The organism is Kushneria avicenniae (assembly GCF_900112585.1).
Lineage (GTDB): Bacteria > Pseudomonadota > Gammaproteobacteria > Pseudomonadales > Halomonadaceae > Kushneria > Kushneria avicenniae.
Map to the genome: position 1 here is coordinate 138,374 of NZ_FOLY01000004.1, position 14,989 is coordinate 153,362.

The window sequence follows — 14,989 nt, forward strand, 5'->3', positions numbered from 1 at the left end:
AGAAAAGATCCTTAACGCTTGCTGGAAACAACCTGATCACGCAGATAAATGGGAAGGGCCTGTTGGGGGCTGGTCGACACCCCCGAGGCAAGGTCCATGGCAGCCAGCTGCACGATATCGCGGGCTTCAGGCTCGCGATCCTGCGTTGTCCCCACGTATTGACGAGCCTCGGGTGAAAGCCTGTCCAGCAGGGCCACACCGCTGCCAACCACGGTGATCGAACCAGGCTCACATGCCGGCAGCTCAAGCGCCTCGGGTGCTACCACCGCATCAGGCATGACCGTTTCAAGCTGATCCGGCCCGGCCCGGTACAGACCGACATAAAGCTCTCCCAGACGGGCATCCAGTGCCGGCATGACAAGTTCGGCACCATCACGCTGCCAGGCACCCTGCGCCAGCGCTCGCAGCGTGGAGATGCCCAGCAGCGGACGCTCCAGAGCGTAGGCAATGCCCTGAGCCACGCCTGCCGCGATACGAATGCCGGTAAAGGCGCCCGGTCCATGCCCATAGGCGATCGCATCCAGTGACGTGCGGGCTATCCCGGCGTCATCCAGCAGCGTATCGATCATGGGCATGAGACGGCGAGTATGACCCCGGGGGGCATGCTCCACCCTGCTGATCACATTACCGTCCATCCAGAGGGCCACGGAGCAGGCAGAAGAGGAGGCATCAAGGGCCAGAAGGCTAGTCATGGTCTCGTTACGTCTGAGTCGGAAAATGGATCGGCATTATACGTGGGTATTACCCCCCGTTTAAAACCGCTTGTAAATCAGCGTTTCCGGAGCAATACATGGCAACGCACGTGACCGCGGCCCATGGAAGCAGCGCATCATGACACTGCCGTGAAAGAGACACCATGCGCAGCCGAACATTCCCCTGTATCGAAGCAAAATGGACGCAACGGCATAGTGACAGGAAAAAGTCGAACACGAAAAAGCCGCATGCCCTGGGGCATGCGGCTTTTCATCACTACGAGAGGGATCAGGAAGTGAGCGCTTCGACGACACGTGAACGAATGTCCTCGACGCTGCCGACGCCTTCTACCCTATGGAAGGCAGGTGCTCTCTGGGGATCCTGTTCCTGCAACTGCTGATAGTAGGCGATCAGCGGCTCTGTCTGGTCATGGTAGACCTCCAGACGATGACGAACGGTCTCTTCGCGATCGTCTTCACGCTGGATCAGCGGCTCCCCCGTTTCATTGTCAATGTCGACCTTGAGCGGCGGATGGTTGTCGATATGATAGACACGCCCTGACCCCGGGTGAACGCGACGCCCGGAAAGGCGGCTGATGATCTCTTCATCGGCGACATGGATTTCAAGCACATGATCCAGATCGATACCGGCATCCTTCAGCGCATCCGCCTGCACGATGGTGCGGGGGAAGCCGTCGAACAGGAAACCGTTGGCACAGTCGGGTTGCGCGATGCGCTCCCTGACCAGCTCGATGATCAGATCATCGGAGACAAGCTGGCCGGCAGACATGATTTCCTTGACCCTCAGGCCCAGCTCGTTGCCTTCCTTGACGGCCGCCCGCAGCATATCGCCGGTCGAAATCTGAACGATATCAAAGCGTTCACAGATGAATCGGGCCTGCGTCCCCTTACCCGCCCCAGGGGCTCCCAACAGGATCAAACGCATGAAAAACCGCTCCTCAATAAATGACTCGTGATCAAGACCGACCCGACCGGACAATGATGATCGGTGAGCCGTCTGAAAATAAAACGCAACAATAACGACAGGCACTGTTCGGGCACAAGTGAAGTCAACGACTCTGCGACATATTGACGACCTCATTTGCAGCATCAAACCAGCAGCATCAAACAAAAAGGCGGCCCCGAAGGGCCGCCCTGTCTCACTTGTCGTGATTACATCGTCAGTCGACGAATATCGGTCAGAATCGCTGCCAGGTAGGCTGTAAACCTTGCCGCGTCGGCACCGTTGACGGCGCGGTGGTCATAGGACAGCGACAGCGGACACATCAGCCGCGGCTTGAATTCGCTGCCATTCCACACCGGTTTCATCTGCGATTTCGACACGCCCAGAATGGCCACTTCCGGTGCGTTGACGATGGGCGTAAACGCCGTACCACCGATCGAGCCGAGACTCGAAATGGTGAAGCAGCCGCCCTGCATCTCGTCACGCTTGAGTTTGCCTTCCTGAGCGCGACCAGCCAGATCGATCACTTCCTTCGCCAGCTCAACGATGCCCTTTTGATCCACATTGCGGATCACCGGCACCATCAGGCCATTGGGCGTGTCGACCGCCACGCCAATATGGAAGTATTTCTTCTGGATCAGCTTATCGCCATCCGGATGCAGCGAGACGTTGAACTGCGGGAACTTCGCCAGCGCGTGCGCGGCCGCCTTGATCATGAACGGCAGCGGCGTCAGCTTCGCACCCTGCTGGGCAGCCTCGTCCTTCATCGCCTTGCGGAAGGCCTCGAGCTCGGTGATGTCCGCTTCGTCGAACTGGGTCACGTGCGGCACGTTGAGCCAGCTGCGATGCAGGTTGGTGGCACCGGCCTTCATCAGACGACCCATCGGCTTTTCTTCGATCTCGCCAAACTGGCTGAAATCGATTGCCGGGATCGGCGGAATGCCGGCACCGCCCTGGGCCTGCGAGGACGGCTGAGCAGAAGCACCGCTTCCCTTTTTGCGATCGCTCATGACCTGCTTGACGAAGGCGTCGACGTCTTCCTTCAGTACGCGTCCCTTCGGACCGCTGGCCCTGACCTCGGCCAGATCCACGCCCAGCTCACGCGCCATCAGACGCACGGCGGGGCCGGCATGAACGCTGCTGCCGGAAGCGTTTTCTCCCTGTTTGTGACGGGCCTCGGGACCGGGTTCACCGCCGTAGCTGCCTTCGTCCTTCTTCGCCTTGCTGCCAGGCCCATCCTGCTTGCCGCTCTCTTTTTTCGAGCTGCTGGATTTGCCCTTTGAATCAGATGATTTTTTGGCCGAGTCGTCGGACTTTTTCTTCGAATCCGATTTGTCACCGGAAGACGTTCTGGACGCGCTCTTCGGCTTGCTGCCGGCCACTTCGATGTAGCCGATCAGATCACCTTCGGAGACGGTGTCGCCTTCCTTGACGCTGACTTCCACTACCCTGCCCTTGAAGGGACTGGGGATGTCCATGGAGGCCTTGTCGGACTCCAGCGTGATCAGCGCGTCTTCCTCGTTGATCTCGTCGCCTTCGCTGACGGATACCTCGATGATCTCGACGTTTTCGCTGCCGCCGATATCAGGAACACGCAGTTCCTGACGACCGCCTTCGCCGTCGCTTTCCTCGACGTCATCCTCGCTGTCACCGACAGCCTCGGCTTCTTCTTCATGATCAGCATCATCGCCGCTGTCATCATCGTCAGCGTCGCTGTCGGCGTCATCATCGCCTTCACCGGCGATCTCCATGGTACCGATCAGATCACCCTCGGAGACGGTATCGCCTTCCTTGAGTTCAAGCGAGACCAGCTTGCCGCTGTAGGGGCTGGGTACGTCCATCGACGCCTTGTCGGATTCCAGCGTGATCAGCGCATCTTCTTCACTGATCTCGTCACCTTCACTGACTGCGATCTCGATGATTTCGACATTTTCGCTACCGCCGATGTCAGGGACACGCACTTCTACCGTGCGCTTGCCGCCGGACGACTTTTTCGGCTTGTCGTCTTCAACGTCGGATTCGTCGGCTTCAGCCTCTTCTTCGAGATGCTCGGCGTCGCGGCTGTCCTGGATCGATGAACTGTCATCACCGCCCTCGTCTGACTCGCCGTCGTCTTCATCAGCATCGCCGCCACCCTCGGCTTCAAGCTCGAGAATGTCATCGCCTTCAGACACCTTGTCCCCTTCGCTGACCAGTACCTTCCTGACCTTGCCGGCCTTCGGTGCGGGAATATCCATGCTGGCCTTGTCGGACTCCAGCACGATCATGGTGTCTTCGGCTTCAATCGTATCGCCGGCCTGGACGGAGATCTCGATGATCTCGACGCCCTCGCTGCCCCCGATGTCGGGTACCTTAATAATTTCACTACTCAAGGTCGCGCTCCTTATCACCTGGCCGCTGCCTGGACCGGGCGAGCGTATCACTCACCCGGCGGCACTGTTGTGAGACCGGCGCCTCAGCTCACCAGCGGATTGGGTTTGCTGGGGTCGATGTCGTATTTTTTCATCGCGTCACTGACGACTCTGGACTCGATCTCGCCACGATTGGCCAGCGCGCGCAGCGCCAGTACGGTGACAAAATAGCGATCGACTTCGAAGAAGCGACGCAGATGCTCGCGCGTGTCCGAGCGTCCGAAGCCATCGGTGCCCAGAACATGGTAGTCAGACGGCACCCATGCACGCACCTGATCAGCATAGAGCTTCATGTAGTCCGTGGAGGCAACGACCGGTCCTTCGCGACCTTCCAGACAGCTCGTGACCCAGGGCTTTTCCTGCTCGCCTTCCGGGTTGAGGAACTGCTGACGATCGTATTCCAGCGCTTCACGACGCAGCTCGTTGAAGCTGGTCACGCTCCAGACATCAGCGACCACGTTGAAGTCATCGCGCAGCAGCTCGGCGGCCGCTTCCACTTCACGCAGGATGGTGCCACCGCCCAGCAGCTGAACACGCGGCTGCTTCTTGTCGCTCTTGCCTTCCTGAAGCAGATACATGCCACGGATGATGCCTTCCTCGCTGCCTTCCGGCATTTCGGGATGGACATAGTTTTCGTTCATGACCGTCAGGTAGTAGAAGCAGCTTTCACGGTCCTGATACATGCGCTTGAGACCGTCCTGCATGATGACGGCAAGCTCATGGCCATAGCAGGGATCATAGGCACGGCAGTTGGGCACCGTGGACATCAGAATGTGGCTGTGACCATCCTGGTGCTGCAGCCCCTCACCGTTGATGGTGGTCCGTCCGGCCGTGCCGCCGACCATGAAACCACGCGCCTGCAGGTCCCCAGCAGCCCAGACCAGGTCACCGATACGCTGATAGCCGAACATCGAGTAATAGATGTAGAACGGCAACAGCGGTACGTGATGGTTGGCATAGGAGGTCGCCGCCGCGATCCAGGCGGCCATGGAGCCGGCTTCGTTGATGCCTTCCTCGAGAATCTGCCCTTTCTGATCCTCGCGGTAGTACATGATCTGACCGGTATCCATCGGCTCATACTTCTGACCTTCAGCCGCATAGATACCGATCTGGCGGAACATGCCTTCCATGCCAAAGGTGCGTGCTTCATCAGGAATGATGGGCACCACCTGCTGACCGAGCTGCTTGTTTTTCACCAGTCCGTTGAGCACACGAACAAATGACATGGTCGTGGAGACTTCACGATCGCCGGAGCCCTTTGTCTGGCTGGCGAACATCTTGTCGTCCAGACCCGGAATCTCGATAGGCTCGAAATCGTTCTTGCGTGCCGGCAGATAACCGCCCAGCTGCTTGCGCCGCTGATGGAGATAGCGCATTTCGGGGCTATCGTCATCAGGCTTGTAGTAGGGCATGCCTTCTTCAAGCTGCTTGTCGGATACCGGAATGCCAAAACGATCACGCATGACCTTCAAGGCATCGTTTTCCATCGACTTGATCTGGTGGGCTTCCATGTCGGCTTCGCCGCTGCCACCGCCCATGCCGTAGCCCTTGACGGTGTGCGCCAGAACCACGGTCGGACGGTCACCGGCGTTGTTCACGGCTTCATGGTAGGCCGCATACATCTTCTGCGGATCGTGACCACCACGATTGAGGCGATAGATGTCCTCATCGGAGTAGTCCTTGACCATTTCGGCGGTCTCTGGGTACTTGCCGAAAAAGTTCTCGCGGGTATAGGCACCGCCACGTGCCTTGAAGTTCTGGTACTCGCCGTCGACCGCTTCATCCATGCGTTTTTGCATGATGCCCTTGCTGTCCTGTTCGAACAGCGGGTCCCACAGACCGCCCCAGACCACCTTGATGACGTTCCATCCGGCGCCGCGGAACATGCCTTCAAGCTCGTCCATGATACGACCGTTGCCACGTACCGGGCCGTCCAGACGCTGCAGGTTGCAGTTGATGACAAAGATCAGGTTGTTGAGCTTTTCACGACTGGCCAGATGCAGTGCGCCGAGAGATTCCGGCTCGTCGCACTCGCCATCACCCAGGAAGGCCCAGACCTTGCGGTCGCCCATATCCGACAGACCACGCGCGTGCATGTACTTCATGACGTGCGCCTGATAGATCGCCTGGATCGGTCCCAGACCCATCGATACGGTCGGGAACTGCCAGTAATCCGGCATCAGATAGGGGTGAGGATAGGAGGAGAGACCTTCGGCAACGGCTTCCTGGCGGAAGGTATCCAGTTGCTCCTCGGTCAGGCGCCCTTCGAGAAAGGAGCGGGCATAGATACCGGGCGTGACGTGGCCCTGTATGTAAACCAGATCGCCCTTTTGCTCATCGCTGTCGGCGCGAAAGAAATGGTTGAAGCCCACTTCATAAAGCACGGAACAGGACATGTAGCTGGCCAGGTGGCCGCCGAGTCCCTTGTGCTTCTTGTTAGCGCGGATAACCTGCGCCACGCTGTTCCAGCGAATCGCGGAGCGAATCTTGCGCTCCATGAACATGTCGCCGGGCAGCTTTGCCTCACGATGTACGGGGATGGTATTGCGATGAGGCGTGTTGACGGAGAACGGCGGCAGCTTGCCATCACGGCGCAAGCGATCAGCCAGACGGCTCAGAATATACTGAGCACGCTCCTCACCCTCACGATCCACTACCGATGTCAGGGCTTCCAACCACTCCCTTGTCTCGATCGGATCGTGATCTTCTTTTGCCTCCAGACTCATAGACGTCTCTCCGAATGAAGATAAGTTGTCAGCGGGCCCTTTTGGAGCCTCTGGCGCTTTCAAGGCGGGATAGGCACCCGATATTTACAGGGGCCACGGTTTCCGGATACGTCAGGCGATGGCATCGGACGTGCAGTCATTGGCGCGGATAGCCATAAGGGCACTGCAGCGGATTCCGACTCATTGGCCATCAACGAAACAGGCAACACTCGAACATGGGCGCTCTGATTGGACGACGAAGATACCGCAAACATGAAGTCATGCCAATTCACGTCTCCCGACGCCACCGCCGCGGCACGCGTTGAGCCGCCCCCGCAAGAGGGTTACCCCCGGTGATTTACCGCCGTCATGACAGCCAGGCATCGGGCCTGCCGCCAGAATAGTCATGCCTGAAGAGCCGGGCCAGCACCGCATCAAATGCCGGCGTGTGCGCGTGATTCTGCCATGAGTCCGGAAAGGTACTGATGATCAAAGCTCGGCCCTGGATCCACCTTGCGAAGCGGTGCCACCTGCTCGTGAGTCACCGTGTCGCGGGCATCAATGCCGGGATAATGGCGCTCGAGCGTCGTCAACACGCCGGCCAGATACTGATACTGAGCATGAGTGAAGGCGCGACCATCTCCTTCAAGTTCGATGCCAATGGTGAAATCGTTGAGCGCTCGCCGCCCCCGCCACAGGGAGCGGCCGGCATGCCAGGCCCTCTGATCAAACGGCACAAACTGGATACAGCTGCCATCACGACGAATCAGCAGATGCGCCGAGACACGAAGCCCTCTAATGGATCGAAAGAAGGGATGCGCTTCCCAATCCAGGCGATTGGTAAACAGCGCCTCGATGTCATCGCCGCCGAAATGGCCCGGCGGCAGGCTGATGGAATGCAGGACCACCAGCGAGATTTCACCCAGTGGGCGTACATCCGCGTTGGGAGAGCGCACCTGTCGGGCATCGGACAGGCAGTGATCCACAATCATGTCATCGGATCGCTTTTCAAATGTCATGGCCGACCGTTAAAGACTCCGGGATGCGGTCTGCATGGCACGGGCGGCATCGCAGCGGGCGTAAAAGGCGTCGAGAAACTGCGCCCGATCCTGTTTCGACAGCAGCCCGATCGGCACAAGGCGCGCCCGGCGCTCCTGATGCAGATACAGTGTCATACCGCCGGTACGTACCTTTTCAACCTTGGCGATATCGCGAAAATTCAGCGTGACCATCCGCGGCTTCCAGGCAGGACCGCCGATGTAGCGCAGGCTTTGCGCTTCCAGCCTCAGTACCGGAGACAGACGTCGGCGCACGGCCAGATTGTTACCGACCACCAGCCCCCAGACCATCAGCGCAACGCCGATGGCCGCTACCGGCCAGAGACGTCCGGTCTGCCAGGCATGCACCAGCAGGGTAATGCCGCCGGCCACCGAGAAGGCAAAGGCCACCCCTAGAAACGTGGTATTGATCTTCTTCTCGGTAAAGAGCATCGGCGCACTGGAAGCTGCGCCGTTGTGACTTGTCATGATGGTTTATCCTTGCATCAACGCCTGTACCCACTCGCAACATCGCGGCAGCACTCTCCGGGGTTGGACATCACGAAAGCGCCATTGATTCCAGAGCGACGTCAATGGATCACACCTGACGAGCGTTTTCGCCAGGATGCCGGCGCCACGGGCAGATGGCATAATCAGGCCATGAACACACATGATACGCCTTCCCCTGCCAGTGCCTCGATCGCCCTGGACATCATCGGCACCGTCGAAAGCTGCTATCCGGACAAGTTCGGCATCCCGCGTCAGCCCGGACTGGCCCCGCAGGCCACGGCCAGACTCCGGCTCGACGCCCCCTTTGGCCACCGTGACTGCGTGCGAGGGCTCGAGCATTTCAGCCATCTCTGGATCACGTTTATCTTTCATCAGAGCCCCGAGCGCTGGACACCCCTGATACGACCGCCGCGGCTGGGAGGCAACCACCGGATCGGCGTTTTTGCCTCACGCTCGACCCATCGGCCCAACCGGCTGGGCCTGTCGCTGGTCGAACTTGCCGGCATTGAATACGACCCCGCCCCCGTATTGATACTGCGCGGGCATGATCTGGTCGATGGCACGCCGGTCGTGGATATCAAGCCCTATCTGCCCTGGGCCGACAGTGCAGACAATGCCCGGGCAGGCTTTGCCCCCGAGCCGCCGCCACGTCTTGACGTCCGCATGAGCAATGAATGCCGACAGGCACTCGAAGCGCGCCACGACGGAGAAAGCCTCGGCGCACTGATCCGTGAAGTGCTGTCGCAGGACCCGCGACCGGCCTATCGCCGAAACAGGCGCGATGATCGCAGTTATGGCGTGCGTCTTCATGATCTTGATGTGCGATTTCATATCGAGACCGACACACGGGGATCGGGTGACCGCTGCGAAAGCATTGTCGTGGTCGACGCTCTGGTACCCATGGCCTGAAGGGCAGCCGGCAGCCACAGACTACCGACCGCTCGGAGATGATCAGTCGATCGGCTGATCGAAGTCGATACCGATGCGACGCCCGACTTCTTCATAGGCCTCGATGACTCCCCCCAGCCCCTGACGGAAACGGTCCTTGTCCATTTTCTCGCGGGTGCTGGCGTCCCACAGGCGGCAGCCATCGGGTGAGAACTCGTCACCCAGCGTCACCTCGCCGTGAAACAGACCAAACTCGAGCTTGTAGTCCACCAGCAGCAGATCGCCTGCCAGAAAGAGCTTCTGGAGGATCTCGTTGATCTGAAAGGTCAGCTCGCGGGCGCGTACCAGATGCTCGCGTCGGGCCCAGCCGAAGGTCTCGGCCAGCGACTCGTTGATCATCGGATCGCCCTTCTCGTCGTTTTTGAGAAAGAGCTCAAAGGTCGGCGGCTCGAGCGCAATGCCCTCTTCCACGCCCAGACGACGACAAAGACCGCCGGCGGCGATATTACGTACCACGCACTCCACCGGCATCATGGTCAGGCGCTTGACCTCACATTCGGTATCCGAGCGCAGGCGCTCGAAATGCACCGGAATGCCGGCATCCTTCAGGGCATTCATGATAAAGGCGTTGAAGCGGTTGTTGACGCGGCCCTTGCGGTCGAGCTGCTCGACCTTCTTGCCGTCAAAGGCACTGGTATCGTCACGAAACTCAAGGATCAGCCGATCCGGATCGTCGGTCTCGAAAACGGACTTGGCCTTGCCCGCATAAAGTTCCTGGCGTTTTTCCACGAAAGTCTCCGGCAGGGAATCAGAGGGTGATAGGAAATCAATGGTTTGACGTGTTACTCGGGCCATATCCGGCGTGACCACACCTCAACTGACCGACTGCCAGTCAACGGTGCGTCCCTGGCGTGCAATGACCAGGCGAGATTCGTCGTTGTCCAGCAGCGGCCTCAATGCATCAAAGGCAAGCTCGGGCAGATTATTCTTCTCCGACAGGTGGGACGCAACCAGTCGCTGCAGGCGATCGGTGCCCAGCGCCTGTAAAAGCTCCACGGCCTGACGATTGGACAGATGCCCCAGTCGGCCGCTGACGCGACGCTTGAGACTCGGCGGATAGGGGCCGTTGGCCAGCATCCGCGGGTCGTGATTGCATTCGATAAAGAGAGCATCGCACTGGCGATAGCGCTTGAGCACATGTGGCGTCACCATGCCCAGATCCGTCAGAAGCCCCAGTCGTCGGGCGCCGGCTTCGATCAGGTACTGTACCGGCTCGCGCGCATCATGAGGCACCGTCACCGGTGTAATGTCGAGCTCGCCGATACTGCGGGTCTCTTCCGGCGTGATCAGCACGACGCTGATGGCAGGGTCGGGCTGGAGTGCCAGCCAGCTGCCGACCGTCATGTAGACCGTCAGCCCAAACCGGCGCGCCAGCGCCGGCACCCCACGCACATGATCAATGTGTTCATGGGTCACAAGGATACCGGCCAGTGTGGCCGGATCCATGTGAAGGGTCTGCATGCGCTTTACGGCCTCGCGAATGCCGAAGCCGCAATCCACCAGCACGGTGGTGGCGCCACTGCTGACCAGCGTGGCATTGCCCCGACTGCCGCTACCCAGCGATGCGAATCGCATCAGCGCAGGATCGAGGCCACACCGTCCAGCAGGTCATGTGTCCTTTGCTGATCGACCGGCTCACCGGCGCTGTCGGTCACGGTGACCAGCGTGCCGTTATCGCCGGGCGCAACGTGCAGGAGATACTGCTGCGTTTCGTCACTGCTGCCACGGAAGGGAATCCAGCTGCCCTCGCCCTTGACCGTGTACTCGATGGCAAAGACCCGCTCGCTGCGGTTTTGATCGATCAGGCGACGCTGATCCGTCTGGTAGTTGTTCTCCAGCTGCCAGGCAAGCTCCGACCATGCCCGCGGAAAATCAAGTGCCAGCGCGAGACGCCAGTTGTCGCCGCGGCTTTCCAGACGCACCCGATCATTGCGCGACAGGTTCTGGGCAACCAGTGACACCCCACCCTGCGGCGCACTGGAGGAAAGATACTGGCTGATCTGGTTCAGACAGGCTTCCGCACTGCTGCCGCCCTGCTGGCAGTAGACATCCGTGGTGTTGTTGCGAATGCCCTGACGCACTGACAGCACGCCGCGATCGGTCGTGATCTGCCCCGTATTGCCATCGATGTTGTGTACCTGATAGCCATTGGCACGCACGAATTCCTGCAGGCGCGGCCACACCGTGCCCGGGGCGGCACTGACCACCAGCCAGCGATTGCCATCGGCCTCGCGCGGCTCGACATAGCGCGTCTCACGGTCACTGGTCGACAGGGTCTGCGGACGAGGCGGCTCATAGCCATCGCGACTTCTGATGAAGTCATTGGTGGCCTGCGGCACGGGCATCGCATCCTGATAGCGAGCCTGATCGCGCGTGGCCGGCAGCTCCAGCGGCCGCGTCATTTCCGCATCGGCATACTCGCTGTTGCGATCATGGTAATAGCCACCCCCACAGCCACCCAGTGCGAGCAGCAGCGGCGTGACCATCATCCAGCGTGTCCTGCTCATTGATCCATTACTCCGGCCAGCTGCAGCGCCTCGGCTACGGTGGATTGATATTTTTCGGAAAGCCAGGTCAGCGGCAGACGAATGCCCTTGTCCATCAGACCAAGCTCGTGAAGCGCCCACTTCACCGGAATCGGATTGGCCTCGATGCCCAGCACCGAATGCAGCGGCATCAAACGTGTGTTGATCTGGTGGGCGCGGTCATAGTCGCCGCCGGTCGCAGCGGTGCAGAGCTCGTGCATGGCGCGCGGCGCCACGTTGGCCGAGACGGAGATGGCACCATGGCCGCCTGCCAGCATGAATTCACAGGCGGTAGGATCATCTCCGGAGTAGAGGGCGAAGTCCTGACCCTTGAGACGCTCGATCAGATCCTCGGCACGCTCAAGATTGCCCGTGGCATCCTTGAGGCCGACGATGTTGTCGATGGCGGCCAGGCGCTGCGCGGTCTCGTTGTAGAGATCCACGCCGGTGCGGCTGGGCACGTTGTACAGGATCACGGGCAGATCACAGGCGCTGGCCACGGCCTTGAAATGCTGAAAAAGCCCTTCCTGCGTCGGACGGTTGTAGTAGGGCGTCACAGACAGGCAGTAATCGGCCCCCACCTCCTTTGCATAGCGCGCCAGCTCCACGGCTTCTGCCGTGGCATTGGCACCGGTGCCGGCGATCACCGGCACGCGACCGTTGACCGTTTCCACTACCGCGCGAATCACATCGAAATGCTCGGCAAAGCTCATGGTGGTGGGCTCACCGGTGGTACCGGCCGCAACGATGGCATCGGTACCATGCTCGAGATGCCAGCCTACAAGATGTTTCAGGGCGTCCCAGTCGATGGCCCCATCAGCTTTCATGGGTGTCGCCAGAGCGACCATGCTGCCAGTGATCATCCCGCCAACCTCATCCTTTGAATTCATTTGAAAGCGGCCGTATCGAAACCGCCGGAATAGACCTGCACCAATGGCATCCGGCACCGGGCACAACGCCTGCAGGTCGTTCTTTACGCTGACGATGGTACTCGGCGCACCCCATGCTGTACAGACACCGTCGGCCAGGAAACCGCCGACCATGAAAGGAAAAGCAGGACGCCGTGCCGGCTGATTTCACTGTCCGACTCGGTTATTGTCGCCTGACACGTCCGATCAAGCGTCGCCTCGCATCCTTTTGATCAAGCGTCGACAACGCCTTTTCCTCTTTCTGGGAGACCTTTCATGAGCATTGCCCTCGGCACCCCCGCCCCGGATATCACGCTTGAGGCCACCAGTGGCACAAGCTTCAACCCTGCTGCCTTCAAGGGCGAGCAGGTCGTGCTGTATTTCTACCCAAAGGATGCAACGCCTGGCTGTACCACCGAGGGGCAGGACTTCCGCGATCGCATGGACGCCTTTGAACAGGCTGGAACGCGCGTTTTTGGCGTTTCACGTGACTCACTGCGCAAGCATGAAAACTTCAAACACAAGCAGGGGTTCACGTTTGAACTGGTCAGCGACCCGGAGGAGACCCTGTGCCGGGCCTTTGACGTCATCAAGCTCAAGAAGCTCTATGGCAAGGCGCATGAAGGCATCGAGCGCAGCACGTTCCTGATTGACCGAGAGGGCAATATTGCCGCGCAGTGGCGGGCCGTGAAGGTGGCAGGACATGTCGATGAGGTGCTGAGCGCCGCTCGGGCGCTCAATGCCGGCCGATAGGCCATGGCGGCCCTGACTCAACAGGGCCGCATCACTTTATTCAGCGACGGCGCTGCCCTCCTTTCTCAGCGCACTGGCTCCGCGCGGCCAGGCAAACATCAGTGACTTGATCAGCGTGGCCAGCGGGATGGCAAAAAAGATGCCCCAGAAGCCCCAGATGCCGCCGAAAAACAGCACGGCCAGAATAATCGCGACCGGATGCAGGTTGACCACCTCCGAAAACAGAAGGGTCACCAGCACATTGCCATCCAGCGCCTGAATGATGGCGTAGGCCAGCAGAACATAGACAAACTGGGCATCAAAGCCGAAATGCAGGCCGGCAGAGGCCGCCACCGGCAGCGTGGCCGCCGCCGCGCCGATGTAGGGCACCAGCACGGAAAGCCCCACCACGATCCCCAGCAGCACCGCATAGGGCAATCCAAGCGCCCAGAAGGTGAAAAAGGACACCACACCGACAATCATGATCTCGATAAACTTGCCGCGAATAAAGTTGGCAATCTGCGTGTCCATCTCGCACCAGACACGTGTCATCAGCAGGCGCTTTTTGGGCAGCAGCGACAGGAAAAAACCGATCAGTCGCTCGCGGTCCTTGAGCATGAAAAAGACCAGAATCGGCACCAGTACCAGATAGATGATCACACTCAACACACCGGCCAGCGAACTCAGGGACAGACTGACCACGCGCCGCCCCAGCTGGGTGGCCTCCTGACTGGCGGTATTGATCAGATGCTGCACCTGATCGGGCGTGACGATGCTGGGGTAGCGTGCCTGCAGGTCAGTCAAAAGCTCCTGACTGCGATATAAAACGGCCGGCAGTCCCTGTACCAGACGCGCGAACTGATCCCAGACCATCGGAAAGATGATCAGGGCAAAAAACAGCATCGCCCCGACGAACATCAAAAGCACCAGACACACGGCCGGCAACCGTGAGAGCCCCAGACGCTCAAGCCAGCGCACCACGCCCTGCAGCAAAAAGGCAAAGACAAGCGCCGTTAGAAACGGCGCCAGCATGCCGCCAAAAAAGATGATGATGGCAAACCCCAGCACCAGCAGCGCACCCAGCGTGACCGCCTCCTCATCGGAGAGGTAGCGCTCGATAAAATGATTCCAGAGATTTCGGAAGGTCATCGAATTATTGACACCATGAGAGTGAAACCGGCCGGCGCTACTGATGGCGCCCCTTGATCAATACGTAATGATAGACGCCTGCTTCTTCGCGGCGCCCTGCCAGTTCATGCGCTCCCTGTGCGGCAAGGCTTTCAAAGTCACGCCATGAGCCCGGGTCGGTGCAGATCACATGCAACCGCTGTCCGGCCTCCAGTGCGGCCAACGCCTGGCGCGCCTTCAATAGCGGCATCGGACAGGCCAGACCGGTCACATCCAGTGTCTGATCTGCGGCTTGTTCCCACTGTCTGATGTCGTCAGGATGTTCCAACGCCACTGACTCCCCTGCTGGTTGTAATCGACACGATTTAAAGGCAACTTGATGTTACCGGCAACCCTGCTGCCCATGCCTGTCAGGCAGCAGTACCCTTG

The 14,989-nt window shown here is 59.7% G+C and carries 14 protein-coding genes; 2 read left to right on the forward strand and 12 right to left on the reverse strand.

Annotation, left to right across the window (positions count from 1 at the left end):
* Positions 1-11: 11 nt before the first annotated feature.
* The 6 genes from tsaB to BM079_RS09940 form a co-directional block, all read right to left on the reverse strand.
* A complete protein-coding gene (tsaB, locus tag BM079_RS09915; RefSeq protein WP_090133551.1) occupies positions 12-692 on the reverse strand; it encodes a tRNA (adenosine(37)-N6)-threonylcarbamoyltransferase complex dimerization subunit type 1 TsaB in 681 nt (226 codons plus the stop codon).
* A gap of 289 nt (positions 693-981) precedes the next feature.
* Positions 982-1,638: an adenylate kinase gene (adk, locus tag BM079_RS09920; protein ID WP_090133553.1), complete on the reverse strand. Its 657-nt coding sequence runs from the start codon at positions 1,636-1,638 to the stop codon at positions 982-984.
* Between the two features lie 227 nt (positions 1,639-1,865).
* The gene (gene aceF / locus BM079_RS09925) at positions 1,866-4,028 is read right to left on the reverse strand and encodes a pyruvate dehydrogenase complex dihydrolipoyllysine-residue acetyltransferase (protein ID WP_090133555.1); all 2,163 of its coding nucleotides are present in this window, start codon (positions 4,026-4,028) and stop codon (positions 1,866-1,868) included.
* An 83-nt stretch (positions 4,029-4,111) separates the two neighbouring features.
* Complete coding sequence (gene aceE / locus BM079_RS09930; RefSeq protein ID WP_090133557.1) at positions 4,112-6,793, reverse strand: pyruvate dehydrogenase (acetyl-transferring), homodimeric type; 2,682 nt, start codon at positions 6,791-6,793, stop codon at positions 4,112-4,114.
* Positions 6,794-7,206: 413 nt separating this feature from the next.
* Complete coding sequence (ampD, locus tag BM079_RS09935) at positions 7,207-7,791, reverse strand: 1,6-anhydro-N-acetylmuramyl-L-alanine amidase AmpD (protein ID WP_245742953.1); 585 nt, start codon at positions 7,789-7,791, stop codon at positions 7,207-7,209.
* A gap of 9 nt (positions 7,792-7,800) precedes the next feature.
* Positions 7,801-8,298 carry a hypothetical protein gene (locus BM079_RS09940; protein WP_090133560.1) on the reverse strand — a complete coding sequence of 166 codons (498 nt, stop codon included), beginning with the start codon at positions 8,296-8,298 and terminating at the stop codon, positions 7,801-7,803.
* Between the two features lie 171 nt (positions 8,299-8,469).
* Here BM079_RS09940 and tsaA point away from each other — a divergent pair, with 171 nt between their 5' ends.
* Positions 8,470-9,228, forward strand: a complete 759-nt coding sequence (tsaA, locus tag BM079_RS09945) for a tRNA (N6-threonylcarbamoyladenosine(37)-N6)-methyltransferase TrmO (RefSeq protein WP_090134215.1) — start codon at positions 8,470-8,472, stop codon at positions 9,226-9,228.
* Between the two features lie 42 nt (positions 9,229-9,270).
* Here the strand turns inward: tsaA and purC are convergent, their stop codons facing one another.
* From purC to dapA, 4 genes are all read right to left on the reverse strand, one after another.
* Entirely contained in the window at positions 9,271-9,996 is a 726-nt protein-coding gene (gene purC, locus BM079_RS09950; protein ID WP_090133562.1) for a phosphoribosylaminoimidazolesuccinocarboxamide synthase, read from the reverse strand.
* A gap of 84 nt (positions 9,997-10,080) precedes the next feature.
* Positions 10,081-10,842, reverse strand: coding sequence for an MBL fold metallo-hydrolase (locus tag BM079_RS09955; RefSeq protein WP_090133564.1), 762 nt, complete (start codon positions 10,840-10,842; stop codon positions 10,081-10,083).
* A complete protein-coding gene (gene bamC / locus BM079_RS09960) occupies positions 10,842-11,774 on the reverse strand; it encodes an outer membrane protein assembly factor BamC (RefSeq protein WP_090133566.1) in 933 nt (310 codons plus the stop codon). The genes BM079_RS09955 and bamC overlap by 1 nt, the downstream gene beginning before the upstream one ends.
* A complete protein-coding gene (gene dapA / locus BM079_RS09965; protein ID WP_090133568.1) occupies positions 11,771-12,655 on the reverse strand; it encodes a 4-hydroxy-tetrahydrodipicolinate synthase in 885 nt (294 codons plus the stop codon). The genes bamC and dapA overlap by 4 nt, the downstream gene beginning before the upstream one ends.
* A gap of 321 nt (positions 12,656-12,976) precedes the next feature.
* Here dapA and BM079_RS09970 point away from each other — a divergent pair, with 321 nt between their 5' ends.
* The gene (locus BM079_RS09970; protein ID WP_090133570.1) at positions 12,977-13,453 is read left to right on the forward strand and encodes a peroxiredoxin; all 477 of its coding nucleotides are present in this window, start codon (positions 12,977-12,979) and stop codon (positions 13,451-13,453) included.
* A 36-nt stretch (positions 13,454-13,489) separates the two neighbouring features.
* Here BM079_RS09970 and BM079_RS09975 read toward each other — a convergent pair whose 3' ends face one another.
* Together BM079_RS09975 and BM079_RS09980 are read right to left on the reverse strand one after the other, a co-directional pair.
* The gene (locus tag BM079_RS09975; RefSeq protein ID WP_090133572.1) at positions 13,490-14,581 is read right to left on the reverse strand and encodes an AI-2E family transporter; all 1,092 of its coding nucleotides are present in this window, start codon (positions 14,579-14,581) and stop codon (positions 13,490-13,492) included.
* Positions 14,582-14,618: 37 nt separating this feature from the next.
* Positions 14,619-14,894 carry a sulfurtransferase TusA family protein gene (locus tag BM079_RS09980; protein ID WP_281243951.1) on the reverse strand — a complete coding sequence of 92 codons (276 nt, stop codon included), beginning with the start codon at positions 14,892-14,894 and terminating at the stop codon, positions 14,619-14,621.
* Positions 14,895-14,989 lie beyond the last annotated feature (95 nt).

What these genes read in the sequence shown, in the direction of transcription:
- tsaB (WP_090133551.1), bottom strand. Translation starts at nt 692, where the DNA reads ATGACTAGCCTTCTGGCCCTTGATGCCTCCTCTTCTGCCTGCTCCGTG.
- adk (WP_090133553.1), bottom strand. Translation starts at nt 1,638, where the DNA reads ATGCGTTTGATCCTGTTGGGAGCCCCTGGGGCGGGTAAGGGGACGCAG.
- aceE (WP_090133557.1), bottom strand. Translation starts at nt 6,793, where the DNA reads ATGAGTCTGGAGGCAAAAGAAGATCACGATCCGATCGAGACAAGGGAG.
- ampD (WP_245742953.1), bottom strand. Translation starts at nt 7,791, where the DNA reads ATGACATTTGAAAAGCGATCCGATGACATGATTGTGGATCACTGCCTG.
- BM079_RS09940 (WP_090133560.1), bottom strand. Translation starts at nt 8,298, where the DNA reads ATGACAAGTCACAACGGCGCAGCTTCCAGTGCGCCGATGCTCTTTACC.
- tsaA (WP_090134215.1), top strand. Translation starts at nt 8,470, where the DNA reads ATGAACACACATGATACGCCTTCCCCTGCCAGTGCCTCGATCGCCCTG.
- BM079_RS09955 (WP_090133564.1), bottom strand. Translation starts at nt 10,842, where the DNA reads ATGCGATTCGCATCGCTGGGTAGCGGCAGTCGGGGCAATGCCACGCTG.
- bamC (WP_090133566.1), bottom strand. Translation starts at nt 11,774, where the DNA reads ATGAGCAGGACACGCTGGATGATGGTCACGCCGCTGCTGCTCGCACTG.
- dapA (WP_090133568.1), bottom strand. Translation starts at nt 12,655, where the DNA reads ATGATCACTGGCAGCATGGTCGCTCTGGCGACACCCATGAAAGCTGAT.
- BM079_RS09970 (WP_090133570.1), top strand. Translation starts at nt 12,977, where the DNA reads ATGAGCATTGCCCTCGGCACCCCCGCCCCGGATATCACGCTTGAGGCC.
- BM079_RS09975 (WP_090133572.1), bottom strand. Translation starts at nt 14,581, where the DNA reads ATGACCTTCCGAAATCTCTGGAATCATTTTATCGAGCGCTACCTCTCC.